Here is a 21,277-nt window from a genome sequence, read left to right as displayed (position 1 = left end):
TTGCCCTGATGCTATGAGGCAAGCACAGATCTCATGTGGGAGCGGGCTTGCTCGCGAAAGCGGAGTGTCAGTCGACGAAGATGTTGAATGTCGGTGCGCCTTCGCGAGCAAGCCCGCTCCCACAGGGACTCCACCAACCCTTGGCATTCAACAGGACCCAAAAACCCATGAACCGCAACGATTTACGCCGTCTCGACATGAACCTGCTGGTGATATTCGAGGCGCTGATGTTCGAGAAAAACCTGACCCGCGTCGCCGAAAAGCTGTTCATGGGCCAGCCGGCGGTGAGCGCGGCGCTGGGGCGGCTGCGGGATCTGTTCGATGACCCGTTGCTGATCCGTCACGGTCGTGGCATGGAACCGACCCCGCGAGCCCTGGCGATCCTGCGAGAGCTGCAACCGGCCATGGACACCATCTCCGGCGCGGTTAGCCGGGCCAAGGCGTTCGACCCGTCCACCAGTTGCGATGTGTTTCGCATCGGGCTGTCCGACGATGCCGAATTCGGCCTGTTTCCTCCATTGTTGAGCCAGCTGCGCGAAGAGGCGCCGGGGATCATCGTGGTGGTGCGCCGGGCCAATTTCCTGCTGATGTCGTCGCTGCTGGCCAGCGGTGAAATCAGCGTCGGCGTGAGCTACACCACCGATTTGCCGGCCAATGCCAAACGCAAGAAGCTGCGGGACATTCCTTGCAAGGTCTTGCGTGGCGACAAGCGCCCGGGGCCGCTGACCCTGGACGAGTACTGCTCGCGGCCTCACGCCATGGTTTCGTTTTCAGGCGACTTGAGCGGCAACATCGACCTGGACCTGGCCCGCATCGGCCGGACCCGCAAAGTGGTGCTGGCGGTGCCGCAATTCAGCGGGCTGCGAGCCTTGCTGGCCGGCACCGAGCTGATCGCCACCGTGCCCGACTATGCCGCCTGTGCGCTGGTGGAAGGCTGCGCACTGCGTGCCGAGGACTCGCCGTTCGAGATCAATGCGGCTGAACTGTCGATGGTCTGGAGCGGCGTGCATGACAACGACCCGGCCGAGCGCTGGCTGCGCTCGCGCATTGCCAGCCACATGTCCCAACCATTGCCGGCCGCTGCCTCGGCGGCACCGGACGGAGCCCACCGATGAACATGACCGATGAACGCCCGTGGCAGGACCTGGGTTTGTTGTTCCTGCGCCTGAGCGGCGGGTTGTTCCTGCTGTGGGTCCATGGGTTACCGAAGCTGTTGCACTACAGCGTCGAGCTGACCCGGATCGAAGACCCGTTTCACCTCGGCGCGGCACCCACCCTGATCCTGGCGATTTTCGCCGAGGTGCTGTGTCCGCTGCTGATCATGGCCGGCGTGCTGGTGCGCCTGGCGTGCTTGCCCATCCTGTTTCTGCTGGCGGTTGCGCTGCTGGTGGTGCATCCGCAGTGGAGCCTGGAAGAGGGGCAGTTCGGTTGGTTGCTGCTGATTGTATTTACCAGCGTGTTCATTGCCGGGCCTGGGCGCCTGGCGCTGAACGCGCGTTTTGATGGAGTGCTGCGCCATGCCTGAATCTCAAGCTGTTGAATCCACCGCGAGCCCATCCCGGCCTGGCTTCGACGAAATCGTGACCCTGGTGGTCAAGCACCGGATCAAGGCCGGCCAGGACGGTGCCTATGAAGCCTGGTTGCGGCGCATCGTCAGCGTGGCTGGCCAGTGGCCGGGGCATCTGGGGGTGGATGTGGTGCGGGGCAAGCAGGGCGGTTTGTCGCTGTTCACTTGTGTGCTGCGGTTCTGCTCCACCGAGGCCATGCAACGCTGGCTGGATTCGCCCGAGCGCCGCGAGCTGGTGGAAGAGGCCGCGCCGCTGTTGGCCGATGGCGACCAGACCGAAATCGCCTCCCACAAGGAATTCTGGTTCGCTCCGCTGGCCGATGCCGCCACGCCACCGCCGCGCTGGAAACAGTCGGTGGTGACGCTGCTGGTCATCCTGCCCCACACGCTGCTGGTGCCGTTGCTCTGGGGCCCACTGCTGCAACTCAACGCGTTTCTGTCCAACTACGTGGTCGCCACGTTCCTGATCACGCTGACCATTGTGCTCTCGGTGGTCTACGTATGCATGCCTTTGGCGACACGCCTGTTCGCGCCTTGGCTGGAACCGAAGACCCATGAGCACCTGGAGCCCGGCCATGGCCAATAAGGACGACCCGACCGACCCGCTGCGCCGCCAACTGCTGGCCGCCGGGTCCCTGCTCAGCGCGGCGGCGGCTTTTTGGCCTCGTCTGTCCCTTGCCTCTACTCATCCAGAAGGAAATCCGATGAACGCCGATCTGATTCTATTCAACGGTCAATTCCATACCGTCGACCGCGAGAAGCCTCGGGCCAGCGCAGTCGCCATCAGCCAGGGCCGCTTCGTCGCGGTGGGCACCGATGCCGAGGCCATGGCCCTGCGGGGCAGCGGCACCCAGGTCATCGACCTCAAGGGCCGTACCGTTATCCCCGGCCTCAACGACTCGCACCTGCACCTGATCCGTGGCGGTCTGAACTACAACCTAGAACTGCGCTGGGAGGGTGTGCCGTCCCTGGCCGATGCCTTGCGCATGCTCAAGGACCAGGCCGACCGCACGCCAACGCCACAATGGGTGCGTGTGGTCGGCGGCTGGAACGAATTCCAGTTCGCCGAAAAGCGCATGCCGACCCTGGAAGAACTCAACCAGGCGGCCCCCGATACGCCGGTATTCGTGTTGCATCTGTATGACCGCGCCTTGCTCAACCGCGCCGCGCTGCGGGTCGCCGGCTACACCCGAGACACGCCGAACCCGCCGGGTGGCGAGATCGTGCGTGACAGCAAGGGCGAGCCCACCGGCATGCTGGTGGCGCGGCCCAACGCGATGATCCTTTACTCGACACTGGCGAAAGGGCCGAAGCTGCCGCTGGAATACCAGGTCAACTCCACCCGCCAGTTCATGCGGGAACTCAATCGCCTGGGCCTGACCAGCGCCATCGATGCCGGCGGCGGCTTCCAGAATTATCCAGACGATTACGCGGTGATCGAGCAATTGGCCCGGGAACAGCAGTTGACGGTGCGCATCGCCTACAACCTGTTCACCCAGAAGCCCAAGGAAGAACTCAGCGACTTCAAGAACTGGACCGGCAGCGTCAAGTTGCACCAGGGCGACGACTTCCTGCGGCACAACGGCGCCGGTGAAATGCTGGTGTTTTCGGCGGCGGATTTCGAGGACTTCCTCGAACCGCGCCCGGATCTGCCGCCGGGCATGGAGCAGGACCTGGAGCCGGTGGTCCGGCACCTGGTGGAGCAGCGCTGGCCATTCCGCTTGCACGCCACTTATGACGAATCCATCAGCCGCATGCTCGACGTGTTCGAGAAGGTCAACCGCGATATTCCGTTCAACGGCCTGCCGTGGTTCTTCGACCACGCCGAGACCATCACGCCGAAGAACATCGAACGTGTGCGGGCGCTGGGCGGCGGCATTGCGATCCAGGACCGCATGGCCTTCCAGGGCGAATACTTCGTCGACCGCTACGGTGCCAAGGCCGCCGAAGCCACGCCGCCGATCAAGCGTATGTTGGCCGAAGGTGTACCAGTGGGCGCCGGCACCGATGCCACCCGCGTCTCCAGTTACAACCCCTGGACCTCGTTGTACTGGATGGTCAGCGGCCGCACGGTCGGTGGTCTTTCGTTGCACGAGGAGGGCCTGCCGCGCCTGACCGCTTTGGAACTGTTTACCCATGGCAGCGCCTGGTTCTCGTCGGAGCAGGGCAAGAAGGGCCAGATCAAGGTCGGCCAACTGGCGGACCTGGCGGCCTTGAGCGCGGACTTCTTCAGCGTCGAGGAAGAAGCCATCAAGTGGATTGAGTCGGTGCTGACCGTTGTGGACGGCAAGGTGGTGTACGCCGCCGGTGACTTCGAAAAACTCGGCCCGGCCAGCGTCCCGGTGTTGCCCGACTGGTCGCCGGTGGTCAAGGTGCCGGGCCACTGGCGCCCGACCTCACCGCTGCAGGCGCAGGTGCACCAGTGCAGCGGTCCTTGCACGGTGCATTCCCATAGCCATGAACGGGCGCGCCTGTCGAACGTTCCGGTCAGCGATTTCCAAGGCTTCTGGGGCGCGTTTGGCTGTTCCTGCTTTGCCTTCTGACTGATACACACAGATCTCCCCTGTGGGAGCGGGCTTGCTCGCGAATACGGACTGACATTCAGCATTTTCGTCGACTGACACACCGCTTTCGCGAGCAAGCCCGCTCCCACCAGGGTTTTGTAACATCCATCCCAAAGGAGTCATCCCATGAGCAACGTTCCCGCCTACAACCGTCTGAACAAAGACGACGCGGTGGTCCTGCTGGTCGATCACCAGACTGGCCTGATTTCCCTGGTCCAGGACTTCTCGCCCAACGAGTTCAAGAACAATGTGTTGGCCCTGGCCGACCTGGCGAAGTTCTTCGAACTGCCGACCATCCTGACCACCAGCTTCGAACAAGGCCCCAACGGCCCGATCGTGCCAGAGCTCAAGGAAATGTTCCCGGACGCCCCATACATCCCGCGTCCAGGCCAGATCAATGCCTGGGACAACGAAGACTTCGTCAAGGCGATCAAGGCCACCGGCCGCAAGCAACTGATCATTGCCGGCGTGGTGACCGATGTCTGCGTGGCGTTCCCGACCCTGTCGGCGCTGGCTGAAGGTTTCGACGTGTTCGTCGTGACCGATGCCTCGGGTACGTTCAACGAAACCGTGCAACAGGCCGCCTGGGTCCGCATGACCGCTGCTGGCGCACAGATGATGAACTGGTTCTCGGTGGCCTGTGAGCTGCACCGCGACTGGCGCAACGACATCGAAGGCCTGGGCAACCTGCTGTCCCAGCGCATTCCGAACTACCGCAACCTGATGAACAGCTACTCGGCGCTGACGGCCAAGTAAGCGGTTCATGCTCAATGACGCCCGCCTTGTGCGGGCGTTTTTGTGCCTGGGATCAGGTCCTTGCAAGCTGATCCGCCGTTATCGCGAGCAAGCCCATCCAACACCTTTCCAACCTGCCTTGCTCCATCCACAATGCCCAACTCATCCCCCTGACTGTCCACCCCAGGAATGACAATGAACCCCTTCGAAGAAATGCGCATCTTTGCCCAGGTCATGGAGTCAGGCAGTTTCACCGCCGCGGCGGACAAGCTGGGGCTGTCCAAGCAGTTCGTCAGCCGCAAGCTCATGGCATTGGAACAGCGCCTGGGCGTACGCCTGCTCAATCGCTCGACCCGCCGGCTGGACGTCACTCCGTTGGGCCAGCGCTATTACGAAGCGTCGCTGCGCCTGCTCAATGACGTCGAACAGGTGGAGCAGGGGATCAGCGGCCAGACCAGCGAACCTCGCGGGACCATTCGCCTCAGTGCGCCGCTGTCGTTCGCGGTAGCGCATCTGGGCAGCCTCTTGCCGGTTTTTCTGCAGCGCTATCCTGGTGTCAGCGTCGAAGTGGACCTGAGCGACCGTTCGGTGGACCTGCTGGGGGAAGGCTATGACCTGGCGCTGCGCATCGGCGTGCTGGAGGATTCGACGCTGATTGCCCGGCGCATCGCGACCATCGAGCGGGTGTACTGCGCCAGTCCCGCCTATCTGGCGCAAAAAGGCACACCCTCACGGCCTGAAGACCTGCGCCATCATGACTGCCTGCCCTATGGTCACAGCCGCCAGGTGCAGTGGCGTTTCGCGGGGGCTGGCAAACCGTTGACCCTGGAGGTCACTGGACGAATGCGCGCCAATAACGGCGATTTGCTCAGGGACGCGGCCATCGCCGCAATGGGGGTCACTTACCTGCCCACCTTCATCCTCGGCGATGCCTTGAAGGATGGTCGGTTGATCAAGGTGTTGGAGGGGTTCGAAACCGAGCCCTTGGCGCTCTCGGCGGTCTACCCGCAACATCGCCAAGGCTCACGCCCGGTGCAGGCGCTGGTGGAGTTTCTGCGCGAACAGATGCAGTAAAAACGCCGCAATGCATTCAGCCGTCACAGACGGACTAAAGCATTGCGGCGTTGGCGTCAGGCGGCGAGGTTGGCGCTGCTCAGTTCTTTTTTGTACTGCGCTTTCATGGTTTCCATTTCCTCACCCAGGGCATCGAGTTTGGCTTTGCCCAGCAGCTTTTTCGCTTGAGGGAACATCTCTTTCTCTTCTTCTTCGATGTGGTGCTCAAGCAGTTCCTTGACCACTTTCACGCGACCGGCAAATTCTGGCTGGGTTGGGTCGGTGGTTTTCAAGTCCGGCAGCACCAGCGAATCGACGGTGCGGTGTTCTTCCTTGGCTTCGTAATACATTTCCGCCTCATCCTTGCCGCCCGCCTGCTTGAAAGCCGGATAGAGAATCTCTTCTTCCAGGCGGGTATGGATGGAAATTTCCATTTCCAGTTTCGCCAACAGGTCAGTGCGTTTTTTCACGGCGCGTTCGGTCGACTCGCTCAGTTGAGTCAGGATGGCTTTGACGCGTTCATGGTCGGCTTTCAACAGATCGATGGCGTTCATAAGTAGCTCCAGGCAATTCACGGTTACGGGCCGGCTTCAAGCGCCAACGCCGCGTATGAGATGAATTGCATCAGCTGTGCCAGCTGAGCAGGGTTTTAAAGTCCTTTAAAAACAATGGGTTGAGAGATTCATTGTTTTCAGCGTCGTGCAAGCTGCATGAGCCGGGTAAGAAACGCGTTGCACTTTGCGCTGATGGCCTGCCATCCCTCGCGATGCAAAGCCAAAAAAAATGCCCGTATCTCGCGATACGGGCACTTTCGATAGCTACAGCGCTTAGACGATCAGCCCGTCAAGCCCGCCTGCTGAACCAGGGTCAGCAACGGCTGCGGGTACACACCGAGGAAGAACGCCAACACGGCGATGGCCAACAGCATCACGCCGCCTGCCTTCTGTTCCCAGTGCAGCTCGGCATCGTGACGACGCAGGTTCGGTTCCATCAGGTACAGGGTGACCATGACGCGCAGGTAGTAGAACACGCCGATGGCACTGCCCAGCACCAGGGAGCCGACCAGCCACCACTGGTGAGCCTCGACACCGGTGGCGATGATGTAGAACTTGCCGATGAAGCCGGCGGTCAGCGGGATGCCGGCCAGGGACAGCATCATCACGGTCAGCACGGCGGTCAGGTACGGACGGCGCCAGAACAGGCCGCGGTATTCGTACAGGGCGTCGGCGTCGCGGCCGTTGTACGGCGAGGACATCAGGGTGATCACGCCGAAGGCGCCGAGGCTGGTGATCACGTAGGTGACCAGGTACACGCCGATGGCTTCCACGGCCAGGCCCTTGCTGGCGATCAGGGCGATCAGCAGGTAGCCGAAGTGGGCGATGGACGAGTAACCCAGCAGACGCTTGAGGTTGCTCTGAGTCAGTGCCAGCAGGTTACCGAACAGGATCGACGCGATGGCGATGATGGTCAGCACGTTGCTCAGCACACCGCTGCTGGCCACTGGCGAGATCTGGAACAGACGCACCATCACCGCGAACACCGCCACTTTCGACGCGGTGGCCAGGAACGCCGCCACCGGCGCCGGGGCGCCTTCGTAGACGTCCGGGGTCCAGAGGTGGAACGGTACCAGCGACAGCTTGAACGCCAGGCCGATCAGCATCATGCCCAGGCCCAGTTGCGCGATCGGGCTAGGCAGGCCGGTGGCCGCCAGGGCCTGACCGATGCCGACGAAGCTCAGGGTGCCAGCTTCGGCGTAGAGCAGGGCCATGCCGAACAACAGGAATGCGGAACCGGCCGCCGACAGCACCATGTACTTGATGCCGGCTTCCAGGGAGCGCTTGTTGAAAAAGGCGTAGGCCACCAGGCCGTAGACCGGTACCGACAGCAATTCCAGGCCGATGAACAGGCTGGCCAGGTGCTGCGCGCTGACCAGCACCAGGCCACCGGCGGCGGCCATCAGGATCAGCAGGTACAGCTCTTCGCGGTTGCCCGGGTAACCCGAGCCGCCATCGCCAAGGTAGGCGTGGGCGAGGGTGACGCAGGCCAGGGTGGCAACCAGGATCAACGCCATGTAGAGGCAGGCGAAGCTGTCGACCTGCATCAGCGGCGTGACCGCCAGTGGTGCGACTTTCAGGGCCGGCAAAATCGACAGCAGGGCCAGGTTCAGCCCCGCCACCGACAGCAGGAAGGTCTGCGAGTGATTGCGCCGCCAGGCGATCGCCAGCATCACCACGATGATCGTGGCGCTGGTGATCAACAGCGGTGCAAGCGCGATAAAGTGTTGAATCGTGAATTCCATAGCGCTCTTACCGGGCCGAAGCGAGTTGAGAGAAGGCGGTGCCGAGCCACTGCTGCACGCCATGCATCGTGGCGGCAGAGGTGTCGAGGAACGGTTGCGGGTACACGCCGAGGTAAACCAGCAGCACCGCAAGGCCGAGCACCATGATCAGTTCGCGACCGTCCATGCCACGCAACACTTCGTCCGACTTGGCCGGACCGAAGTAGGCGCGGTGGATCATGATCAGCGAGTAGACCGAACCGAACACCAGGCCAGAGGTGGCAATCGCCGTGATCCAAGGCGCACTGACGAACGAGCCGATCAGGATCAGGAACTCACCGACGAAGTTGCCGGTGCCCGGCAGGCCCAGGGACGCGGCCGCGAAGAACAGGCTGATGGCCGGCAGGTAGGCGATGCGCGACCAGATGCCACCCATTTCACGCATGTCCCGGGTGTGCAGGCGCTCGTACAGCTGACCGCTGAGGATAAACAGCGCCGCCGCCGACAGGCCGTGGGCCAGCATCTGGATCACCGCGCCTTGCAGGGCCAACTGGCTGCCGGAGTAAATCCCGATCAGCACGAAGCCCATGTGCGAGACGCTGGAGAATGCGATCAGGCGCTTGATGTCGGTCTGGGCGAACGCCAGGAACGCACCGTAGAAAATCCCGATCAGGCCCAGGGTCATGGCAATCGGCGCGAACTCCGCCGAGGCATTGGGGAACAGCGGCAGAGCAAAGCGCAGCAGGCCATAGGCCGCGGTCTTCAGCAAGATACCCGCCAGGTCCACGGAACCTGCGGTCGGCGCCTGGGCGTGGGCGTCCGGCAGCCAGGAGTGGAACGGTACCACCGGCAGCTTCACCGCGAACGCGATGAAGAAGCCCAGCATCAGCACGTACTCGGTAGTGCGCGACATCTGCACTTTCAACAGGTCGGCGTAGTTGAAGGTAATCACGCCGGTGTTGTTGAAGTTGACCAGCACCAGGCCAAGGATCGCCACCAACATGATCAGGCCGGAAGCCTGGGTGAAGATGAAGAACTTGGTCGCCGCGTAGATCCGGGTTTTCTTGCCGTCCGAAGAACTGTGACCCCAGAGCGCGATGAGGAAGTACATCGGCACCAGCATCATTTCCCAGAAGAAGAAGAACATGAACAGGTCCAGCGCCAGGAACACGCCGACGACACCGCCCAGGATCCACATCAGGTTCAGGTGGAAGAAACCGACGTGACGCTGGATCTCTTTCCAGGAGCAGAGGACCGAGAGAATACCCAGCAGGCCGGTCAGCAGGATCATCAGCAACGACAGGCCGTCGAGGGCCAGGTGCACGCTGATGCCGAAGCGCGCGATCCAGGCGTGCTTGAACTCAAGTGCCCAGGTCGGATCGGCGCCAGGGGCCGGAGCGAATGAATAGTCGCCGGTCGCCCACAGCCAGAGGCCGAGCGCGAGTTCCAGGGACATGGTCAGCAGCGCAATCCAGCGCGGGAGCGTGGAGCTGGAGCGCTCCGCGATCCAGCACAGCAGGCCGCCGATGAAGGGGATCAGGATTAGCCAGGGCAGAATCATGACGGGCTCGTTTCCTTTCGCAAGTTCGCAAGGTTCATATCAGACCGCTACCAGCACGATGGCGCCGATAACCAGCACGGCGCCAGCCGCCATGGAAGCCGCATACCAACGCAGTTGACCGGTCTCGGTACGGCTCAAGGCGGTGTGACCGCCCTTGGCCATGCGCGGGATCAGGCCAATGGTCTGGTCGAGCGGGTCTTTGCGCAGAATGTGGCTGATCGCAAGGTATGGCTTGACGAACAGTTTGTCGTAGATCCAGTCGAAGCCCCAGGCGGCGAACCACCAGGCCGAAAGGAACCGCCCGATGCCGCTGTTGGCGACCGCCGTGACGAAACGACGCTTGCCCAGGAATAGCAGGGCGGCCAGCAGAATACCCGCCAGGGCGATGGCGCCGGAGGCGATTTCCAGGCTGTGCTTGGCTTCGCCGCCGGCATGGCCGACGCTTTGCGGCAGCACATCGGCCAGCGGTGGGGTGATCATGGCGCCGACGAAGGTCGACAGCACGATCAGCACCGACAGTGGCAGCCAGTGGGCAATGCCGTGGCCGGCGTGGGCTTCGGTCTTGGCTTCACCGTGGAACGCGATGAAGATCAGGCGGAAGGTGTACAGCGAGGTCATGAACGCACCCACCAGGCCGGCATAGAGCAGGCCTTGGTTACCGCTGGCGAACGCTTCCCAGAGGATCTCGTCCTTGGAGTAGAAACCGGCGGTGACCAGTGGCAGGGCCGCCAGAGCCGCGCCGCCGACGATGAAGCTGGCGTAGGCCAGCGGCAGTTTCTTCCACAGGCCGCCCATCTTGAAGATGTTCTGCTCGTGGTGGCAGGCCACGATCACCGCACCGGACGCCAGGAACAGCAGGGCCTTGAAGAAGGCGTGGGTCATCAGGTGGAAGATCGCGCCTTCCCAGGCACCGACGCCCAGGGCCAGGAACATGTAGCCGATCTGGCTCATGGTCGAGTAGGCGAGGATGCGCTTGATGTCGGTCTGCACCAAGGCGGCAAAACCGGCCAGCACCAGGGTCACACCGCCGACAATGCCGACCAGGTGCAGGATGTCCGGCGCCAGGGCGAACAGGCCGTGGGTACGGGCGATCAGGTAGACACCGGCGGTCACCATGGTCGCGGCGTGGATCAGGGCCGAAACCGGCGTAGGACCGGCCATCGCGTCCGCCAACCAGGTCTGCAGCGGCAGTTGCGCGGACTTACCGACGGCACCGCCCAACAGCATCAGGGTCGCCAGGACGATCCAGAAGTCACCGACCTTGAAGTGTTCGGGTGCCTTGACCAGCAGTTCCTGGATGTTCAGCGTGCCCAGTTGCTGGAACAGGATGAACAGGCCGATGGCCATGAACACGTCGCCGATCCGGGTCACGATGAACGCCTTGAGTGCGGCGTTGCCGTTGTTGCGGTTGCTGTAGTAGAAACCGATCAACAGGTACGAGCACAGGCCCACGCCTTCCCAGCCGAAGTACAGGAACAACAGGTTATCGCCGAGCACCAGGAACAGCATGCTGGCGATGAACAGGTTGGTGTAGGCGAAGAAGCGCGAATAACCGGCCTCACCGCGCATGTACCAGGACGCGAACAGGTGGATCAGGAAACCCACGCCGACCACCACGCCGAGCATGGTGACCGAGAGGCCGTCCAGGTACAGGGCGAAGTTCGGCGTGAAGCCTTCCACCGCCATCCACTGCCACAGCACTTGCACGTAACGGCCACCTTCCGGCGGGGCGACGTTGAATTGCCAGATCACGTAGGCCGTGACGACGGCAGACAGGCCGATGGAGCCCACGCCAACCAGCGCCGACAGGTTTTCCGACCAGCGTCCACGGGAGAACGACAGCAGCAGGAAACCGACAAGAGGAAATATGAAAGTCAGGAAGAGAAGGTTCATCCGCGCATCTCGCTGGCAGCGTCAATATCGAGAGTGTGGAAGCGGCGATACAGCTGCAACAGGATCGCCAAGCCGATACTGGCCTCGGCGGCTGCCAGGCTGATCACCAGGATGAACATGATCTGTCCATCCGGCTGCGCCCAGCGAGCGCCCGCGACGATGAAGGCCAGTGCGGAGGCATTCATCATGACCTCCAGGCTCATCAACACGAACAGAATGTTGCGGCGGACCATCAGGCCGACCAGACCGAGACAGAACAGGATGCCGGCAACCGCCAGGCCATGTTCGAGAGGGATAGCAGGCATGTGATTACTCCTTCGCCTCGTTACGGCCCAAATGGAACGCCGTGACGGCTGCGGCAAGCAGCAGCATCGAGGCGAGTTCGACCACCAGCAGGTACGGACCGAACAGGCTGATGCCCACGGCCTTGGCGCCTACGGTGGTGTGGCCGATGGCCTGGCCGCTCTGGTGAGCGAACAGCACATATAGCAGTTCACCCAGCAGCAGGGCGGCGAGAATCACCGGCCCCGCCCAGATGCCCGGCTTGAGCCAGGAGCGTTCCTGCTGGACCGCGGCCGGGCCGAGGTTGAGCATCATCACCACGAACACGAACAGCACCATGATGGCGCCAGCGTAGGCGATCACTTCCAGGGCTCCGGCGAACGGTGCGCCGAGGGCGAAGAAGGTCATGGCCACGGCGATCAGCGAAATGATCAGGTAGAGCAGGGCATGTATGGGGTTGGTGTTGGTGACCACACGAAGCGTGGACACCACCGCGATACCCGATGCGAAATAGAAAGCGAATTCCATCTTTCTTCCTTAAGGCAGCAAGCTCTTCACGTTGATCGGTTCGGCTTCATTCTGCGCGGCGCCTTTTGGCTTACCGGCAATGGCCATGCCTGCAACACGATAGAAGTTGTAATCAGGGTTTTTACCGGGACCGGAAATCAGCAGATCTTCTTTCTCGTACACCAGGTCCTGACGTTTGAACTCGGCCATTTCGAAATCCGGCGTGAGCTGGATCGCGGTGGTCGGGCAAGCTTCCTCGCAGAGGCCGCAGAAAATGCAGCGCGAGAAGTTGATGCGGAAGAAGTCCGGGTACCAGCGACCGTCTTCGGTTTCAGCTTTCTGCAGCGAGATGCAACCTACCGGGCACGCGACGGCGCACAGGTTGCAGGCCACGCAGCGTTCCTCGCCGTCGGGGTCGCGGGTCAGGACGATGCGGCCACGGTAACGGGGTGCCAGGTAGACCGGCTCTTCCGGGTATTGCAGGGTGTCGCGCTTGCGAAAGCCATGGCCGAAGATCATGACCAGGCTTCGCAGTTGGGTACCGGTACCCTTAACGATGTCGCCAATATATTTGAACATGGGTCAAATCCTCACTGAACCGCGGCCGCAGGCGCGTTCATCAAAACGATCGCAGCGGTCACCAGCATGTTGATCAGGGTCAGCGGCAGGCAGAATTTCCAGCTGAAGTCCATCACCTGGTCGTAGCGTGGGCGCGGGATCGAGGCGCGCAGCAGGACGAACAGCATGATGAAGAACGCGGTCTTCAGGGCGAACCAGACGAAGGACAGTTGCGGCAGGATGCCGAACGGACCGTGCCAGCCACCGAAGAACAGCGTCACCAGCAGCGCCGAGATCAGGATGATGCCGATGTATTCACCGACGAAGAACATGCCCCATTTCATGCCGGCATATTCAATGTGGTAACCGTCGGCCAGTTCCTGTTCCGCTTCTGGCTGGTCGAAGGGGTGACGGTGAGTCACGGCCACGCCAGCGATGAAGAAGGTACAGAAACCAAAGAACTGCGGAATGATGAACCACAGGTTCTGGGCCTGGTACTCGACGATGTCGCGCATGTTGAACGAGCCGGCCTGGATCACGATGCCCATGAGCGCCAGGCCCATGAACACTTCGTAGGACACGGTCTGGGCCGAGGCCCGCAGGCTGCCCAGCAGGGCGAACTTGTTGTTGCTCGACCAGCCAGCGAACAGCACCGCGTACACCGACAGGCCGGCCATGGCGAAGAAGAACAGCAGCCCGATGTTCAGGTCCGCCACGCCCCAGGTCGGGGTGATCGGGATGATCGCGAAGGCGATCAGCAAGGCGCTCATGGCCACGACCGGTGCCAGGGTGAAGATCACCTTGTCGGCAAACGGTGGTGTCCAGTCTTCCTTGAAGAACATCTTGATCATGTCGGCGGCGATCTGGAACATGCCGAACGGGCCGACGCGATTCGGACCGTAGCGATCCTGCCACCAGCCCAGCAGGCGACGTTCGACGAAGCTCAGCAACGCGCCGCAGACCACCACGGCCAGCAGGATCACGATGGCCTTGAGGACCGTCAGGATCACAGCGATCACTTCAGGGGTGAACCAGCTCATTGCGCCGCCTCCTGCAGACCGTCGACGGTTTTGCCGAATATCGCCGGTGGAATACCCGCCAGGCCGGCCGGCAGGGCCACCAGGCCGGCGCCCAGTTCTTCATTGATGCGCAGCGGCAGACGCAGGGTCTGGCCGGCCACGTTCAGGCTCAACAGGGCGCCGTCATTGACGCCCAGGCGGTCGGCTTCGGACTTGGCCAGCGCCACGTAGGCGGCCGGGATGCGCTCCTGCACCGGTGCGGCCTTGGAAGAGTTCTCTTCGCTGCCGAACAGGTGATGGAACGGCACGACCTGCCAGGTGCCCGGTGCCGGGTTGAAGGCGCGCGGCACGCTGGCGAACCAGCTCAGGCCATCACCCTGGCTTTCGATCAGGCGGGTGCCCGGGTCGCCAGCACGCAGGTGACCACCGACTTCGTCCTGGAACTTGTTCCAGGCTTGCGGCGAGTTCCAGCCCGGCGACCAGGCGAATGGCACTTGCGAGCGCGGTTCGGCGGAGCCCGAGTAGCCTTCCATGGAGAACGAGAACGCCGTGTCGTTGTCCTGGGAGGTCCGTGGTTCGTGGACGCTGATGTCGGCGCGCATGGCGGTGCGACCGGAGTAGCGCAACGGTTCGCGCGCCAGTTTCAGGCCCTTGATGCGGAACGAGGCCGATGGCGCGGCATCGACGATGCGAGCCAGTTGTGGGCTGCTCGAAGCGACGGCGGCGGTGACGTGGTCCAGTTGTGTCCAGTCGATCGGCTGGTCCAGCAGGGTAGCGCGCAGGGCATGCAGCCAGCGCCAGCCTTCGTGGACCAGGATGCTGGCGTCCAGGTAAGTCGGATCGAACACCTGGAAGAAGCGCTGGGCGCGTCCTTCCTGGCTGACCAGCGTACCGTCGCCTTCGGCGAAGCTCGCCGCCGGCAGCACCAGGTGGGCGCGGTCGGTGGTGGCGGTTTTCTGATGGTCGGCGACGATCACCACTTTCGCGGCGTTCAGGGCGGCGTCCACGCGGGCTTTGTCGGTGCGGGTGTAGAGGTCGTTTTCCAGCACGACGATGGCGTCGGCACTGCCGTCGATCACTGCTTGCAGGGCCGCGTCCACCGATTCGCCCCCGAGCATGGCCAGGCCGAGGCTGTTGGCCTCCGGCACGATCAGGCTGATGGAACCGTTCTTCTCGCGCAGCTTCAAGGCCTTGGCGATGTTGGCGGCGGCTTCGATCAAGGCCTTGGAACCCAGGGAGGTGCCGGCGATGATCAGTGGGCGCTTGGCCGCCAGCAGGGCGTCGGCGATGCGTTGGGCCAGGGCGGCGGCTTCGCTGTCCAGGCCGTCGACGGCCGGGGCGCTGGCGTCCAGGGCGTGGGCCACGGCGAAACCGATGCGGGCCAGGTCGTCCGGAGCGGCGTGGACGCATTCTTCGGCCACGTCGTCGAGCTTGGTTTCAGCGAGACTGGCGATGAACAGCGGGTTCAGCGCGTGCTGGCCGATGTTCTTCACAGCGGCGTCGAGCCATGGCTGCACGCGCATGGCGTCGGCCATGTCCTCGGCCTTGCCCTTGACCGATTGGCGCAGGGCCAGGGCCATGCGGGCGGCGGTCTGGGTCAGGTCTTCGCCAAGGACGAACACGGCGTCGTGGTCTTCGATGTCGCGCATCGTCGGCACCGGCAGCGGGCTGTCCTTGAGCACTTGCAGCACCAGGCGGATGCGCTCCAGCTCGCCGGCTTCGATGCCACTGTAGAAGTGCTCGGCGCCGACCAGTTCACGCAGGGCGTAGTTGCTTTCCAGGCTGGCCCGTGGCGAACCGATGCCGACGATGTTGCGACCGCGCAGCAGCTCGGCGGCCTTATCCAGCGCTTCGTCCAGGCTCAGCTTGGCGCCGCCCGCCAGCAGCGGTTGGCGTGGGCGATCCTTGCGGTTGACGTAGCCATAGCCGAAACGGCCGCGGTCACACAGGAAGTACTGGTTGACCGAGCCGTTGAAGCGGTTTTCGATGCGCCGCAGTTCACCGTAGCGCTCGCCCGGGGAAATGTTGCAGCCGCTGGAGCAGCCATGGCAGATGCTCGGCGAGAACTGCATGTCCCACTTGCGGTTGTAGCGTTCGGAGTGAGTCTTGTCGGTGAACACGCCCGTCGGGCAGACCTCGGTGAGGTTGCCGGAGAACTCGCTTTCCAGGGTGCCGTCTTCGACGCGACCGAAGTACACGTTGTCGTGGGCACCGAACACGCCCAGGTCGGTACCGCCGGCGTAGTCCTTGTAGAAACGCACGCAGCGGTAGCAGGCGATGCAGCGGTTCATCTCGTGGGAGATGAACGGGCCCAGTTGCTGGTTCTGGTGGGTGCGCTTGGTGAAGCGATAACGGCGCTCGTTGTGGCCGGTCATCACGGTCATGTCTTGCAGGTGGCAGTGGCCGCCTTCCTCACAGACCGGGCAGTCGTGAGGGTGGTTGGTCATCAGCCATTCGACGACGCTGGCGCGAAACACTTTCGCTTCTTCGTCGTCGATGGAGATCCAGCTGCCGTCGGTGGCGGGGGTCATGCAGGACATGACGATCCGACCACGCTTGTCGTTTTCGTCGGTGTACTGCTTGACCGCGCACTGGCGACAAGCGCCAACGCTGCCAAGGGCGGGGTGCCAGCAGAAATAAGGAATGTCGAGGCCCAGGGACAGACATGCCTGTAACAGGTTGTCTGCGCCATCGACTTCGAGCTCTTTGCCGTCTACGTGGATAGTGGCCATGGTTCAAAGTTCTTCGTTGGCCCGGTGTCAGCGGGCGTGGCTAATGGAATCTTGTTGTTCGTCCGAATCCAAACAGCCTCAGAGGCGTCATCGGACGAAAGGCGAAGGGCACGGACCCTTCGCCTTTTAAAGCGTCGTTACGCGCCGATCATGGTCGGCGTGACCACCTGATTGAGGTCCCCGGCGCGCGTTGGCGCGATGCCGGCCTCGAATTCAGGGCGGAAGTATTTGATCGCGCTGCCCAACGGCTCCACGGCACCCGGTGCGTGAGCACAGAAGGTCTTGCCTGGACCGAGGAAACCCACCAGACCCAACAGGGTCTCGATATCGCCGGCCTGGCCTTCGCCGTTTTCAATGGCCCGCAGCAGCTTGACGCTCCAGGGCAGGCCATCGCGGCAAGGGGTGCAGAAACCGCAGGACTCACGGGAGAAGAACTCCTCCATGTTGCGCAGCAGCGATACCATGTTGACGCTGTCGTCCACCGCCATGGCCAGGCCGGTACCCATGCGGGTACCCACTTTGGCGATGCCGCCGGCGTACATTTGGGCGTCCAGGTGTTCCGGCAACAGGAAACCGGTACCGGCGCCGCCGGGCTGCCAGCACTTGAGCGTGTAGCCGTCGCGCATGCCGCCGGCGTAGTCTTCGAACAGCTCGCGGCCGGTGATACCGAACGGCAGTTCCCACAGGCCAGGGTTCTTGACCTTGCCGGAGAAGCCCATGAGCTTGGTGCCCATGTCTTCACTGCCGTCGCGGGCCAGGGATTTGTACCAGTCCACGCCGTCGGCAATGATCGCCGGCACGTTGCACAGGGTCTCGACGTTGTTCACGCAGGTCGGCTTGCCCCACACGCCCACGGCGGCAGGGAAGGGCGGCTTGGAGCGTGGGTTGGCGCGGCGGCCTTCGAGGGAGTTGATCAGCGCGGTTTCTTCACCGCAGATGTAGCGCCCGGCGCCGGTGTGGACGAACAGCTCGAAATCGAAGCCGCTGCCCAGGATGTTCTTGCCCAGCAGGCCCGCGGCCTTGGCTTCTTCCACGGCACGGTTCAGGTGCTTGGCGGCGGTGGTATATTCGCCGCGCAGGAAGATGTAGCCACGGTAGGTCTTCAGCGCACGGGCGCTGATCAGCATGCCTTCGATCAGCAGATGGGGCAGTTGCTCCATCAGCATGCGGTCCTTCCAGGTGTTGGGTTCCATTTCATCCGCGTTGCACAGCAGGTAGCGGATGTTGATGGATTCGTCCTTGGGCATCAGGCCCCACTTCACGCCCGTGGGGAAGCCCGCGCCGCCACGACCCTTGAGGCCGGAGTCTTTCACGGTCTGGACGATGTCGTCGCCGGCCATGTCGGCAAACGCCTTGCGCGCGGCGGCGTAGCCGTTCTTGGCCTGGTACTCGTCCAGCCACACCGCTTCGCCGTCGTCGCGCAGACGCCAGGTCAGGGGATGGGTTTCGGCCGAACGCTGGATGCGGTTGGCGGGCCCGAAGGAAGTCAGGGTCATACGTAGCCCTCCAGCAGTTTGGCGACGCCGGCGGGTGTAACGTCACCGAAGGTGTCGTCGTCGATCATCAGCGCCGGTGCCTTGTCGCAGTTGCCCAGGCAGCATACCGGCAGCAGGGTGAAGCGGCCGTCGGCGGTGGTCTGGCCCAGGCCGATGCCCAGCTTGCTCTGGAGCTCGCCGACCACCGATTCGTGGCCGCCGATGTAGCAGACCATGCTGTCGCACACGCGAATGATGTGGCGGCCGACTGGCTGGCGGAAAATCTGGCTATAGAAGGTGGCGACGCCTTCGACGTCGCTGGCCGGGATGCCGAGGATCTCGCCGATGGCGTAGAGCGCGCCATCGGGCACCCAGCCACGTTCCTTCTGGACGATCTTCAAGGCTTCGATCGACGCCGCGCGCGGGTCTTCGTAGTGATGCAGCTCGTGCTCGATGGCCGAGCGCTCGGTTTCGCTCAGGGCGAAACGGTCTGTCTGGATAAGCGTGCTGTTCATGCTTAGCGGTCCACGTCGGCCATAACGAAATCGATACTACCCAGGTACGCGATCAAGTCCGCGACCATGCTGCCTTTGATCACTGAAGGGATCTGCTGCAGGTGCGGGTAGCTTGGGGTGCGAATCCGGGTGCGGTAGCTCATGGTGCCGCCATCGCTCGTCAGGTAATAACTGTTGATGCCCTTGGTCGCTTCGATCATCTGGAAGGACTCGTTGGCTGGCATGACCGGGCCCCACGAAACCTGCAGGAAGTGCGTGATCAGGGTCTCGATGTGCTGCAGCGTGCGCTCCTTGGGCGGCGGCGTGGTCAGCGGGTGATCCGCCTTGTACGGGCCTTCCGGCATGTTGCGCATGCATTGGTCGATGATCTTGATGCTCTGGCGCATTTCCTCGACGCGCACCATGCAGCGGTCATAGGCATCGCCGTTGGCCGCCAGCGGTACTTCGAATTCGAAGTTTTCGTAGCCGGAGTAGGGGCGCGCCTTGCGCAGGTCGAAGTCGCAACCGGTGGAACGCAGGCCGGCACCGGTGACGCCCCATTCCAGGGCCTCTTTGGTGTTATAGGCGGCGACCCCGATGGTACGACCCTTGAGGATGCTGTTCTGCAGGGCGGCCTTGGTGTATTCGTCCAGACGCTTGGGCATCCACTCGACGAAGTCCTTGACCAGCTTTTCCCAGCCGCGCGGCAGGTCGTGGGCCACGCCACCGATGCGGTACCAGGCCGGGTGCAGGCGGAAACCAGTGATGGCCTCGATCACCGTGTACGCCTTCTGGCGGTCGGTGAAGGTGAAGAACACCGGCGTCATCGCCCCCACGTCCTGGATATAGGTACCCAGGAACAGCAGGTGGCTGGTGATGCGGAAGAACTCGGCCATCATGATGCGGATGACGTCGACCTTCTCCGGGACCTTGATCCCGGCCAGTTTCTCCACCGACAGTACGTACGGCAGGTTGTTCATCACGCCGCCGAGGTAGTCGATACGGTCGGTGTACGGGATGAAGCTGTGCCAGGACTGGCGCTCGGCCATTTTCTCGGCGCCACGGTGGTGGTAGCCGATGTCCGGCACGCAGTCGACGATCTCTTCGCCGTCCAGTTGCAGGATGATGCGGAACGCACCGTGGGCCGAAGGGTGGTTCGGGCCGAGGTTGAGGAACATGTAGTCCTCGTTGGCGCCCGAACGCTTCATGCCCCAGTCTTCAGGCTTGAAGCGCGCGGCTTCTTCCTCGAGCTGTTGCTTGGCCAGGGAAAGGCTGAACGGGTCGAACTCGGTGGCACGGGCCGGGAAGTCCTTGCGCAGCGGATGACCTTCCCAGGTCGGCGGCATCATGATGCGCGTCAGGTGCGGATGGCCGGGGAAATCGATCCCGAACATGTCCCACACCTCACGTTCGTACCAGTTGGCGTTCGGCCAGATGCCGGTCACGGTCGGCACGCTGAGGTCGCTCTCGGACAAGGCGACCTTGATCATTACGTCACTATTACGCTCGATCGACATCAAGTGATAGAACACGGTGAAGTCGACGCCGTCGGGCAGCCCTTGACGCTTGGTGCGCAGGCGCTCGTCCACGCCGTGCAGGTCATAGAGCATGACGTACGGCTTGGGCAGGTTGCGCAGGAAAGTCAGGACTTCGACGAGTTTGGCCCGGGCGACCCAAAGCACCGGCATGCCGGTACGGGTCGGCTGGGCGGTGAACGCCTCGGGGCCAAAACGGTTGTTCAGTTCGACGACCACATCCTGGTCGTCTGCCTTGTAAGGCGGGATGTACAGAGCACTGCCTGTAGTCATGGTTATTTATCGCTTTCGGTCAACGTAAAGAATGAAGCCAGGTTCTCGTTTCTTGTACAGAGCAGAGCTGGATCAGACTTCGTCGGGGCTGCGCAGGTTGGTGACTGCGATACGCTGTTCGCGGCGCTGTTCCTTTTGCGACGGCATCTCGGCGCGATAGACGCCTTGATCGCCGACGACCCAGGACAGTGGGCGACGCTCCTGGCCAATCGACTCCTGCAACAGCATCAAGCCTTGCAGGAAAGCTTCAGGGCGAGGCGGGCAGCCGGGCACGTAGACGTCCACGGGCAGGAACTTGTCCACCCCTTGAACGACAGAGTAGATGTCGTACATGCCACCGGAGTTGGCGCACGAACCCATGGAGATGACCCACTTGGGCTCGAGCATTTGCTCATAGAGACGCTGGATGATCGGCGCCATCTTGATGAAGCAGGTACCGGCGATAACCATGAAATCCGCCTGGCGTGGCGATGCCCGGATAACCTCGGCGCCAAAGCGCGCGATGTCGTGGGGCGCCGTGAAGGCGGTGGTCATTTCCACGTAGCAGCACGAAAGGCCGAAGTTGTACGGCCACAGGGAGTTCTTGCGACCCCAGTTGACCGTGCTGTTCAGCACGTCTTCGAGCTTGCCCATGAAAATGTTCTTGTGGACTTGATCTTCTAACGGATCGGCGACGGTTTCCCGCTTGCCAATCGGATACTGCTCGTTAGGAGCATCGGGGTCGATCCTGGTGAGATTGTATTGCATTGCC

Annotated in this window: 19 protein-coding genes; 6 read left to right on the top strand and 13 right to left on the bottom strand. The window is 62.6% G+C overall.

Annotated elements, in window-relative coordinates; translation table 11 throughout:
* Positions 1–167: 167 nt before the first annotated feature.
* The 6 genes from BT125_RS11030 to BT125_RS11005 all read left to right on the top strand — a co-directional run bounded on the left by BT125_RS11030 (position 168) and on the right by BT125_RS11005 (position 5,940).
* The gene (locus tag BT125_RS11030) at positions 168–1,115 is read left to right on the top strand and encodes a LysR family transcriptional regulator (protein WP_072406843.1); all 948 of its coding nucleotides are present in this window, start codon (positions 168–170) and stop codon (positions 1,113–1,115) included.
* Positions 1,112–1,525, top strand: a complete 414-nt coding sequence (locus BT125_RS11025; RefSeq protein ID WP_072406841.1) for a DoxX family protein — start codon at positions 1,112–1,114, stop codon at positions 1,523–1,525. The genes BT125_RS11030 and BT125_RS11025 overlap by 4 nt, the downstream gene beginning before the upstream one ends.
* Positions 1,518–2,153, top strand: coding sequence for an antibiotic biosynthesis monooxygenase (locus tag BT125_RS11020; RefSeq protein WP_072406839.1), 636 nt, complete (start codon positions 1,518–1,520; stop codon positions 2,151–2,153). Before BT125_RS11025 ends, BT125_RS11020 begins: the two co-directional genes overlap by 8 nt.
* Before the next feature lie 118 nt (positions 2,154–2,271).
* The gene (locus tag BT125_RS11015) at positions 2,272–4,110 is read left to right on the top strand and encodes an amidohydrolase (RefSeq protein ID WP_003203401.1); all 1,839 of its coding nucleotides are present in this window, start codon (positions 2,272–2,274) and stop codon (positions 4,108–4,110) included.
* 147 nt (positions 4,111–4,257) lie between these two features.
* Entirely contained in the window at positions 4,258–4,887 is a 630-nt protein-coding gene (ycaC, locus tag BT125_RS11010) for an isochorismate family cysteine hydrolase YcaC (RefSeq protein ID WP_014337664.1), read from the top strand.
* A 174-nt stretch (positions 4,888–5,061) separates the two neighbouring features.
* Positions 5,062–5,940 (top strand): LysR family transcriptional regulator, encoded by an 879-nt coding sequence (locus tag BT125_RS11005; protein ID WP_072406837.1) that lies wholly within the window; start codon positions 5,062–5,064, stop codon positions 5,938–5,940.
* A gap of 56 nt (positions 5,941–5,996) precedes the next feature.
* On the opposite strand, the gene BT125_RS11000 is transcribed toward BT125_RS11005, so the two are convergent.
* The 13 genes from BT125_RS11000 to BT125_RS10940 all read right to left on the bottom strand — a co-directional run bounded on the left by BT125_RS11000 (position 5,997) and on the right by BT125_RS10940 (position 21,273).
* Complete coding sequence (locus BT125_RS11000) at positions 5,997–6,473, bottom strand: hemerythrin domain-containing protein (RefSeq protein ID WP_072406835.1); 477 nt, start codon at positions 6,471–6,473, stop codon at positions 5,997–5,999.
* Positions 6,474–6,754: 281 nt separating this feature from the next.
* Positions 6,755–8,218 (bottom strand): NADH-quinone oxidoreductase subunit NuoN, encoded by a 1,464-nt coding sequence (gene nuoN, locus BT125_RS10995; RefSeq protein ID WP_072406832.1) that lies wholly within the window; start codon positions 8,216–8,218, stop codon positions 6,755–6,757.
* Positions 8,219–8,225: 7 nt separating this feature from the next.
* Entirely contained in the window at positions 8,226–9,758 is a 1,533-nt protein-coding gene (nuoM, locus tag BT125_RS10990) for an NADH-quinone oxidoreductase subunit M (RefSeq protein WP_060741543.1), read from the bottom strand.
* A gap of 39 nt (positions 9,759–9,797) precedes the next feature.
* Positions 9,798–11,651, bottom strand: a complete 1,854-nt coding sequence (nuoL, locus tag BT125_RS10985) for an NADH-quinone oxidoreductase subunit L (RefSeq protein ID WP_072406830.1) — start codon at positions 11,649–11,651, stop codon at positions 9,798–9,800.
* A complete protein-coding gene (gene nuoK / locus BT125_RS10980) occupies positions 11,648–11,956 on the bottom strand; it encodes an NADH-quinone oxidoreductase subunit NuoK (RefSeq protein WP_003180046.1) in 309 nt (102 codons plus the stop codon). Before nuoK ends, nuoL begins: the two co-directional genes overlap by 4 nt.
* Positions 11,957–11,960: 4 nt before the next feature.
* Positions 11,961–12,461: an NADH-quinone oxidoreductase subunit J gene (nuoJ, locus tag BT125_RS10975; protein ID WP_060741545.1), complete on the bottom strand. Its 501-nt coding sequence runs from the start codon at positions 12,459–12,461 to the stop codon at positions 11,961–11,963.
* Positions 12,462–12,470: 9 nt separating this feature from the next.
* Entirely contained in the window at positions 12,471–13,019 is a 549-nt protein-coding gene (nuoI, locus tag BT125_RS10970; RefSeq protein WP_003180051.1) for an NADH-quinone oxidoreductase subunit NuoI, read from the bottom strand.
* Positions 13,020–13,030: 11 nt separating this feature from the next.
* Positions 13,031–14,038, bottom strand: coding sequence for an NADH-quinone oxidoreductase subunit NuoH (gene nuoH, locus BT125_RS10965; protein WP_025212983.1), 1,008 nt, complete (start codon positions 14,036–14,038; stop codon positions 13,031–13,033).
* A complete protein-coding gene (gene nuoG / locus BT125_RS10960) occupies positions 14,035–16,749 on the bottom strand; it encodes an NADH-quinone oxidoreductase subunit NuoG (protein ID WP_072406829.1) in 2,715 nt (904 codons plus the stop codon). Before nuoG ends, nuoH begins: the two co-directional genes overlap by 4 nt.
* Positions 16,750–16,886: 137 nt before the next feature.
* The gene (gene nuoF / locus BT125_RS10955) at positions 16,887–18,245 is read right to left on the bottom strand and encodes an NADH-quinone oxidoreductase subunit NuoF (RefSeq protein WP_072406827.1); all 1,359 of its coding nucleotides are present in this window, start codon (positions 18,243–18,245) and stop codon (positions 16,887–16,889) included.
* Complete coding sequence (gene nuoE / locus BT125_RS10950) at positions 18,242–18,739, bottom strand: NADH-quinone oxidoreductase subunit NuoE (protein WP_072392829.1); 498 nt, start codon at positions 18,737–18,739, stop codon at positions 18,242–18,244. Before nuoE ends, nuoF begins: the two co-directional genes overlap by 4 nt.
* A gap of 2 nt (positions 18,740–18,741) precedes the next feature.
* A complete protein-coding gene (gene nuoC / locus BT125_RS10945) occupies positions 18,742–20,526 on the bottom strand; it encodes an NADH-quinone oxidoreductase subunit C/D (protein ID WP_003203370.1) in 1,785 nt (594 codons plus the stop codon).
* A gap of 72 nt (positions 20,527–20,598) precedes the next feature.
* Positions 20,599–21,273 (bottom strand): NuoB/complex I 20 kDa subunit family protein, encoded by a 675-nt coding sequence (locus tag BT125_RS10940; protein ID WP_030141322.1) that lies wholly within the window; start codon positions 21,271–21,273, stop codon positions 20,599–20,601.
* Positions 21,274–21,277 lie beyond the last annotated feature (4 nt).

The sequence above is a fragment of the Pseudomonas sp. NFACC04-2 genome, from assembly GCF_900119265.1.
GTDB lineage: Bacteria > Pseudomonadota > Gammaproteobacteria > Pseudomonadales > Pseudomonadaceae > Aquipseudomonas > Aquipseudomonas fluorescens_AA.
Note: the sequence above shows the minus strand (reverse complement) of the source record. Positions and strands in the feature narration are given on the sequence as shown.

Excerpts from the sequence above, each read along its gene's own strand:
- ycaC (WP_014337664.1), top strand. The coding sequence starts at position 4,258 with ATGAGCAACGTTCCCGCCTACAACCGTCTGAACAAAGACGACGCGGTG.
- BT125_RS11030 (WP_072406843.1), top strand. The coding sequence starts at position 168 with ATGAACCGCAACGATTTACGCCGTCTCGACATGAACCTGCTGGTGATA.
- BT125_RS11005 (WP_072406837.1), top strand. The coding sequence starts at position 5,062 with ATGAACCCCTTCGAAGAAATGCGCATCTTTGCCCAGGTCATGGAGTCA.
- nuoE (WP_072392829.1), bottom strand. The coding sequence starts at position 18,739 with ATGAACAGCACGCTTATCCAGACAGACCGTTTCGCCCTGAGCGAAACC.
- nuoN (WP_072406832.1), bottom strand. The coding sequence starts at position 8,218 with ATGGAATTCACGATTCAACACTTTATCGCGCTTGCACCGCTGTTGATC.
- nuoK (WP_003180046.1), bottom strand. The coding sequence starts at position 11,956 with ATGCCTGCTATCCCTCTCGAACATGGCCTGGCGGTTGCCGGCATCCTG.
- BT125_RS11015 (WP_003203401.1), top strand. The coding sequence starts at position 2,272 with ATGAACGCCGATCTGATTCTATTCAACGGTCAATTCCATACCGTCGAC.
- BT125_RS11000 (WP_072406835.1), bottom strand. The coding sequence starts at position 6,473 with ATGAACGCCATCGATCTGTTGAAAGCCGACCATGAACGCGTCAAAGCC.
- nuoM (WP_060741543.1), bottom strand. The coding sequence starts at position 9,758 with ATGATTCTGCCCTGGCTAATCCTGATCCCCTTCATCGGCGGCCTGCTG.
- nuoJ (WP_060741545.1), bottom strand. The coding sequence starts at position 12,461 with ATGGAATTCGCTTTCTATTTCGCATCGGGTATCGCGGTGGTGTCCACG.
- nuoF (WP_072406827.1), bottom strand. The coding sequence starts at position 18,245 with ATGACCCTGACTTCCTTCGGGCCCGCCAACCGCATCCAGCGTTCGGCC.
- nuoI (WP_003180051.1), bottom strand. The coding sequence starts at position 13,019 with ATGTTCAAATATATTGGCGACATCGTTAAGGGTACCGGTACCCAACTG.
- nuoG (WP_072406829.1), bottom strand. The coding sequence starts at position 16,749 with ATGGCCACTATCCACGTAGACGGCAAAGAGCTCGAAGTCGATGGCGCA.
- nuoL (WP_072406830.1), bottom strand. The coding sequence starts at position 11,651 with ATGAACCTTCTCTTCCTGACTTTCATATTTCCTCTTGTCGGTTTCCTG.
- nuoH (WP_025212983.1), bottom strand. The coding sequence starts at position 14,038 with ATGAGCTGGTTCACCCCTGAAGTGATCGCTGTGATCCTGACGGTCCTC.
- nuoC (WP_003203370.1), bottom strand. The coding sequence starts at position 20,526 with ATGACTACAGGCAGTGCTCTGTACATCCCGCCTTACAAGGCAGACGAC.
- BT125_RS11025 (WP_072406841.1), top strand. The coding sequence starts at position 1,112 with ATGAACATGACCGATGAACGCCCGTGGCAGGACCTGGGTTTGTTGTTC.
- BT125_RS11020 (WP_072406839.1), top strand. The coding sequence starts at position 1,518 with ATGCCTGAATCTCAAGCTGTTGAATCCACCGCGAGCCCATCCCGGCCT.
- BT125_RS10940 (WP_030141322.1), bottom strand. The coding sequence starts at position 21,273 with ATGCAATACAATCTCACCAGGATCGACCCCGATGCTCCTAACGAGCAG.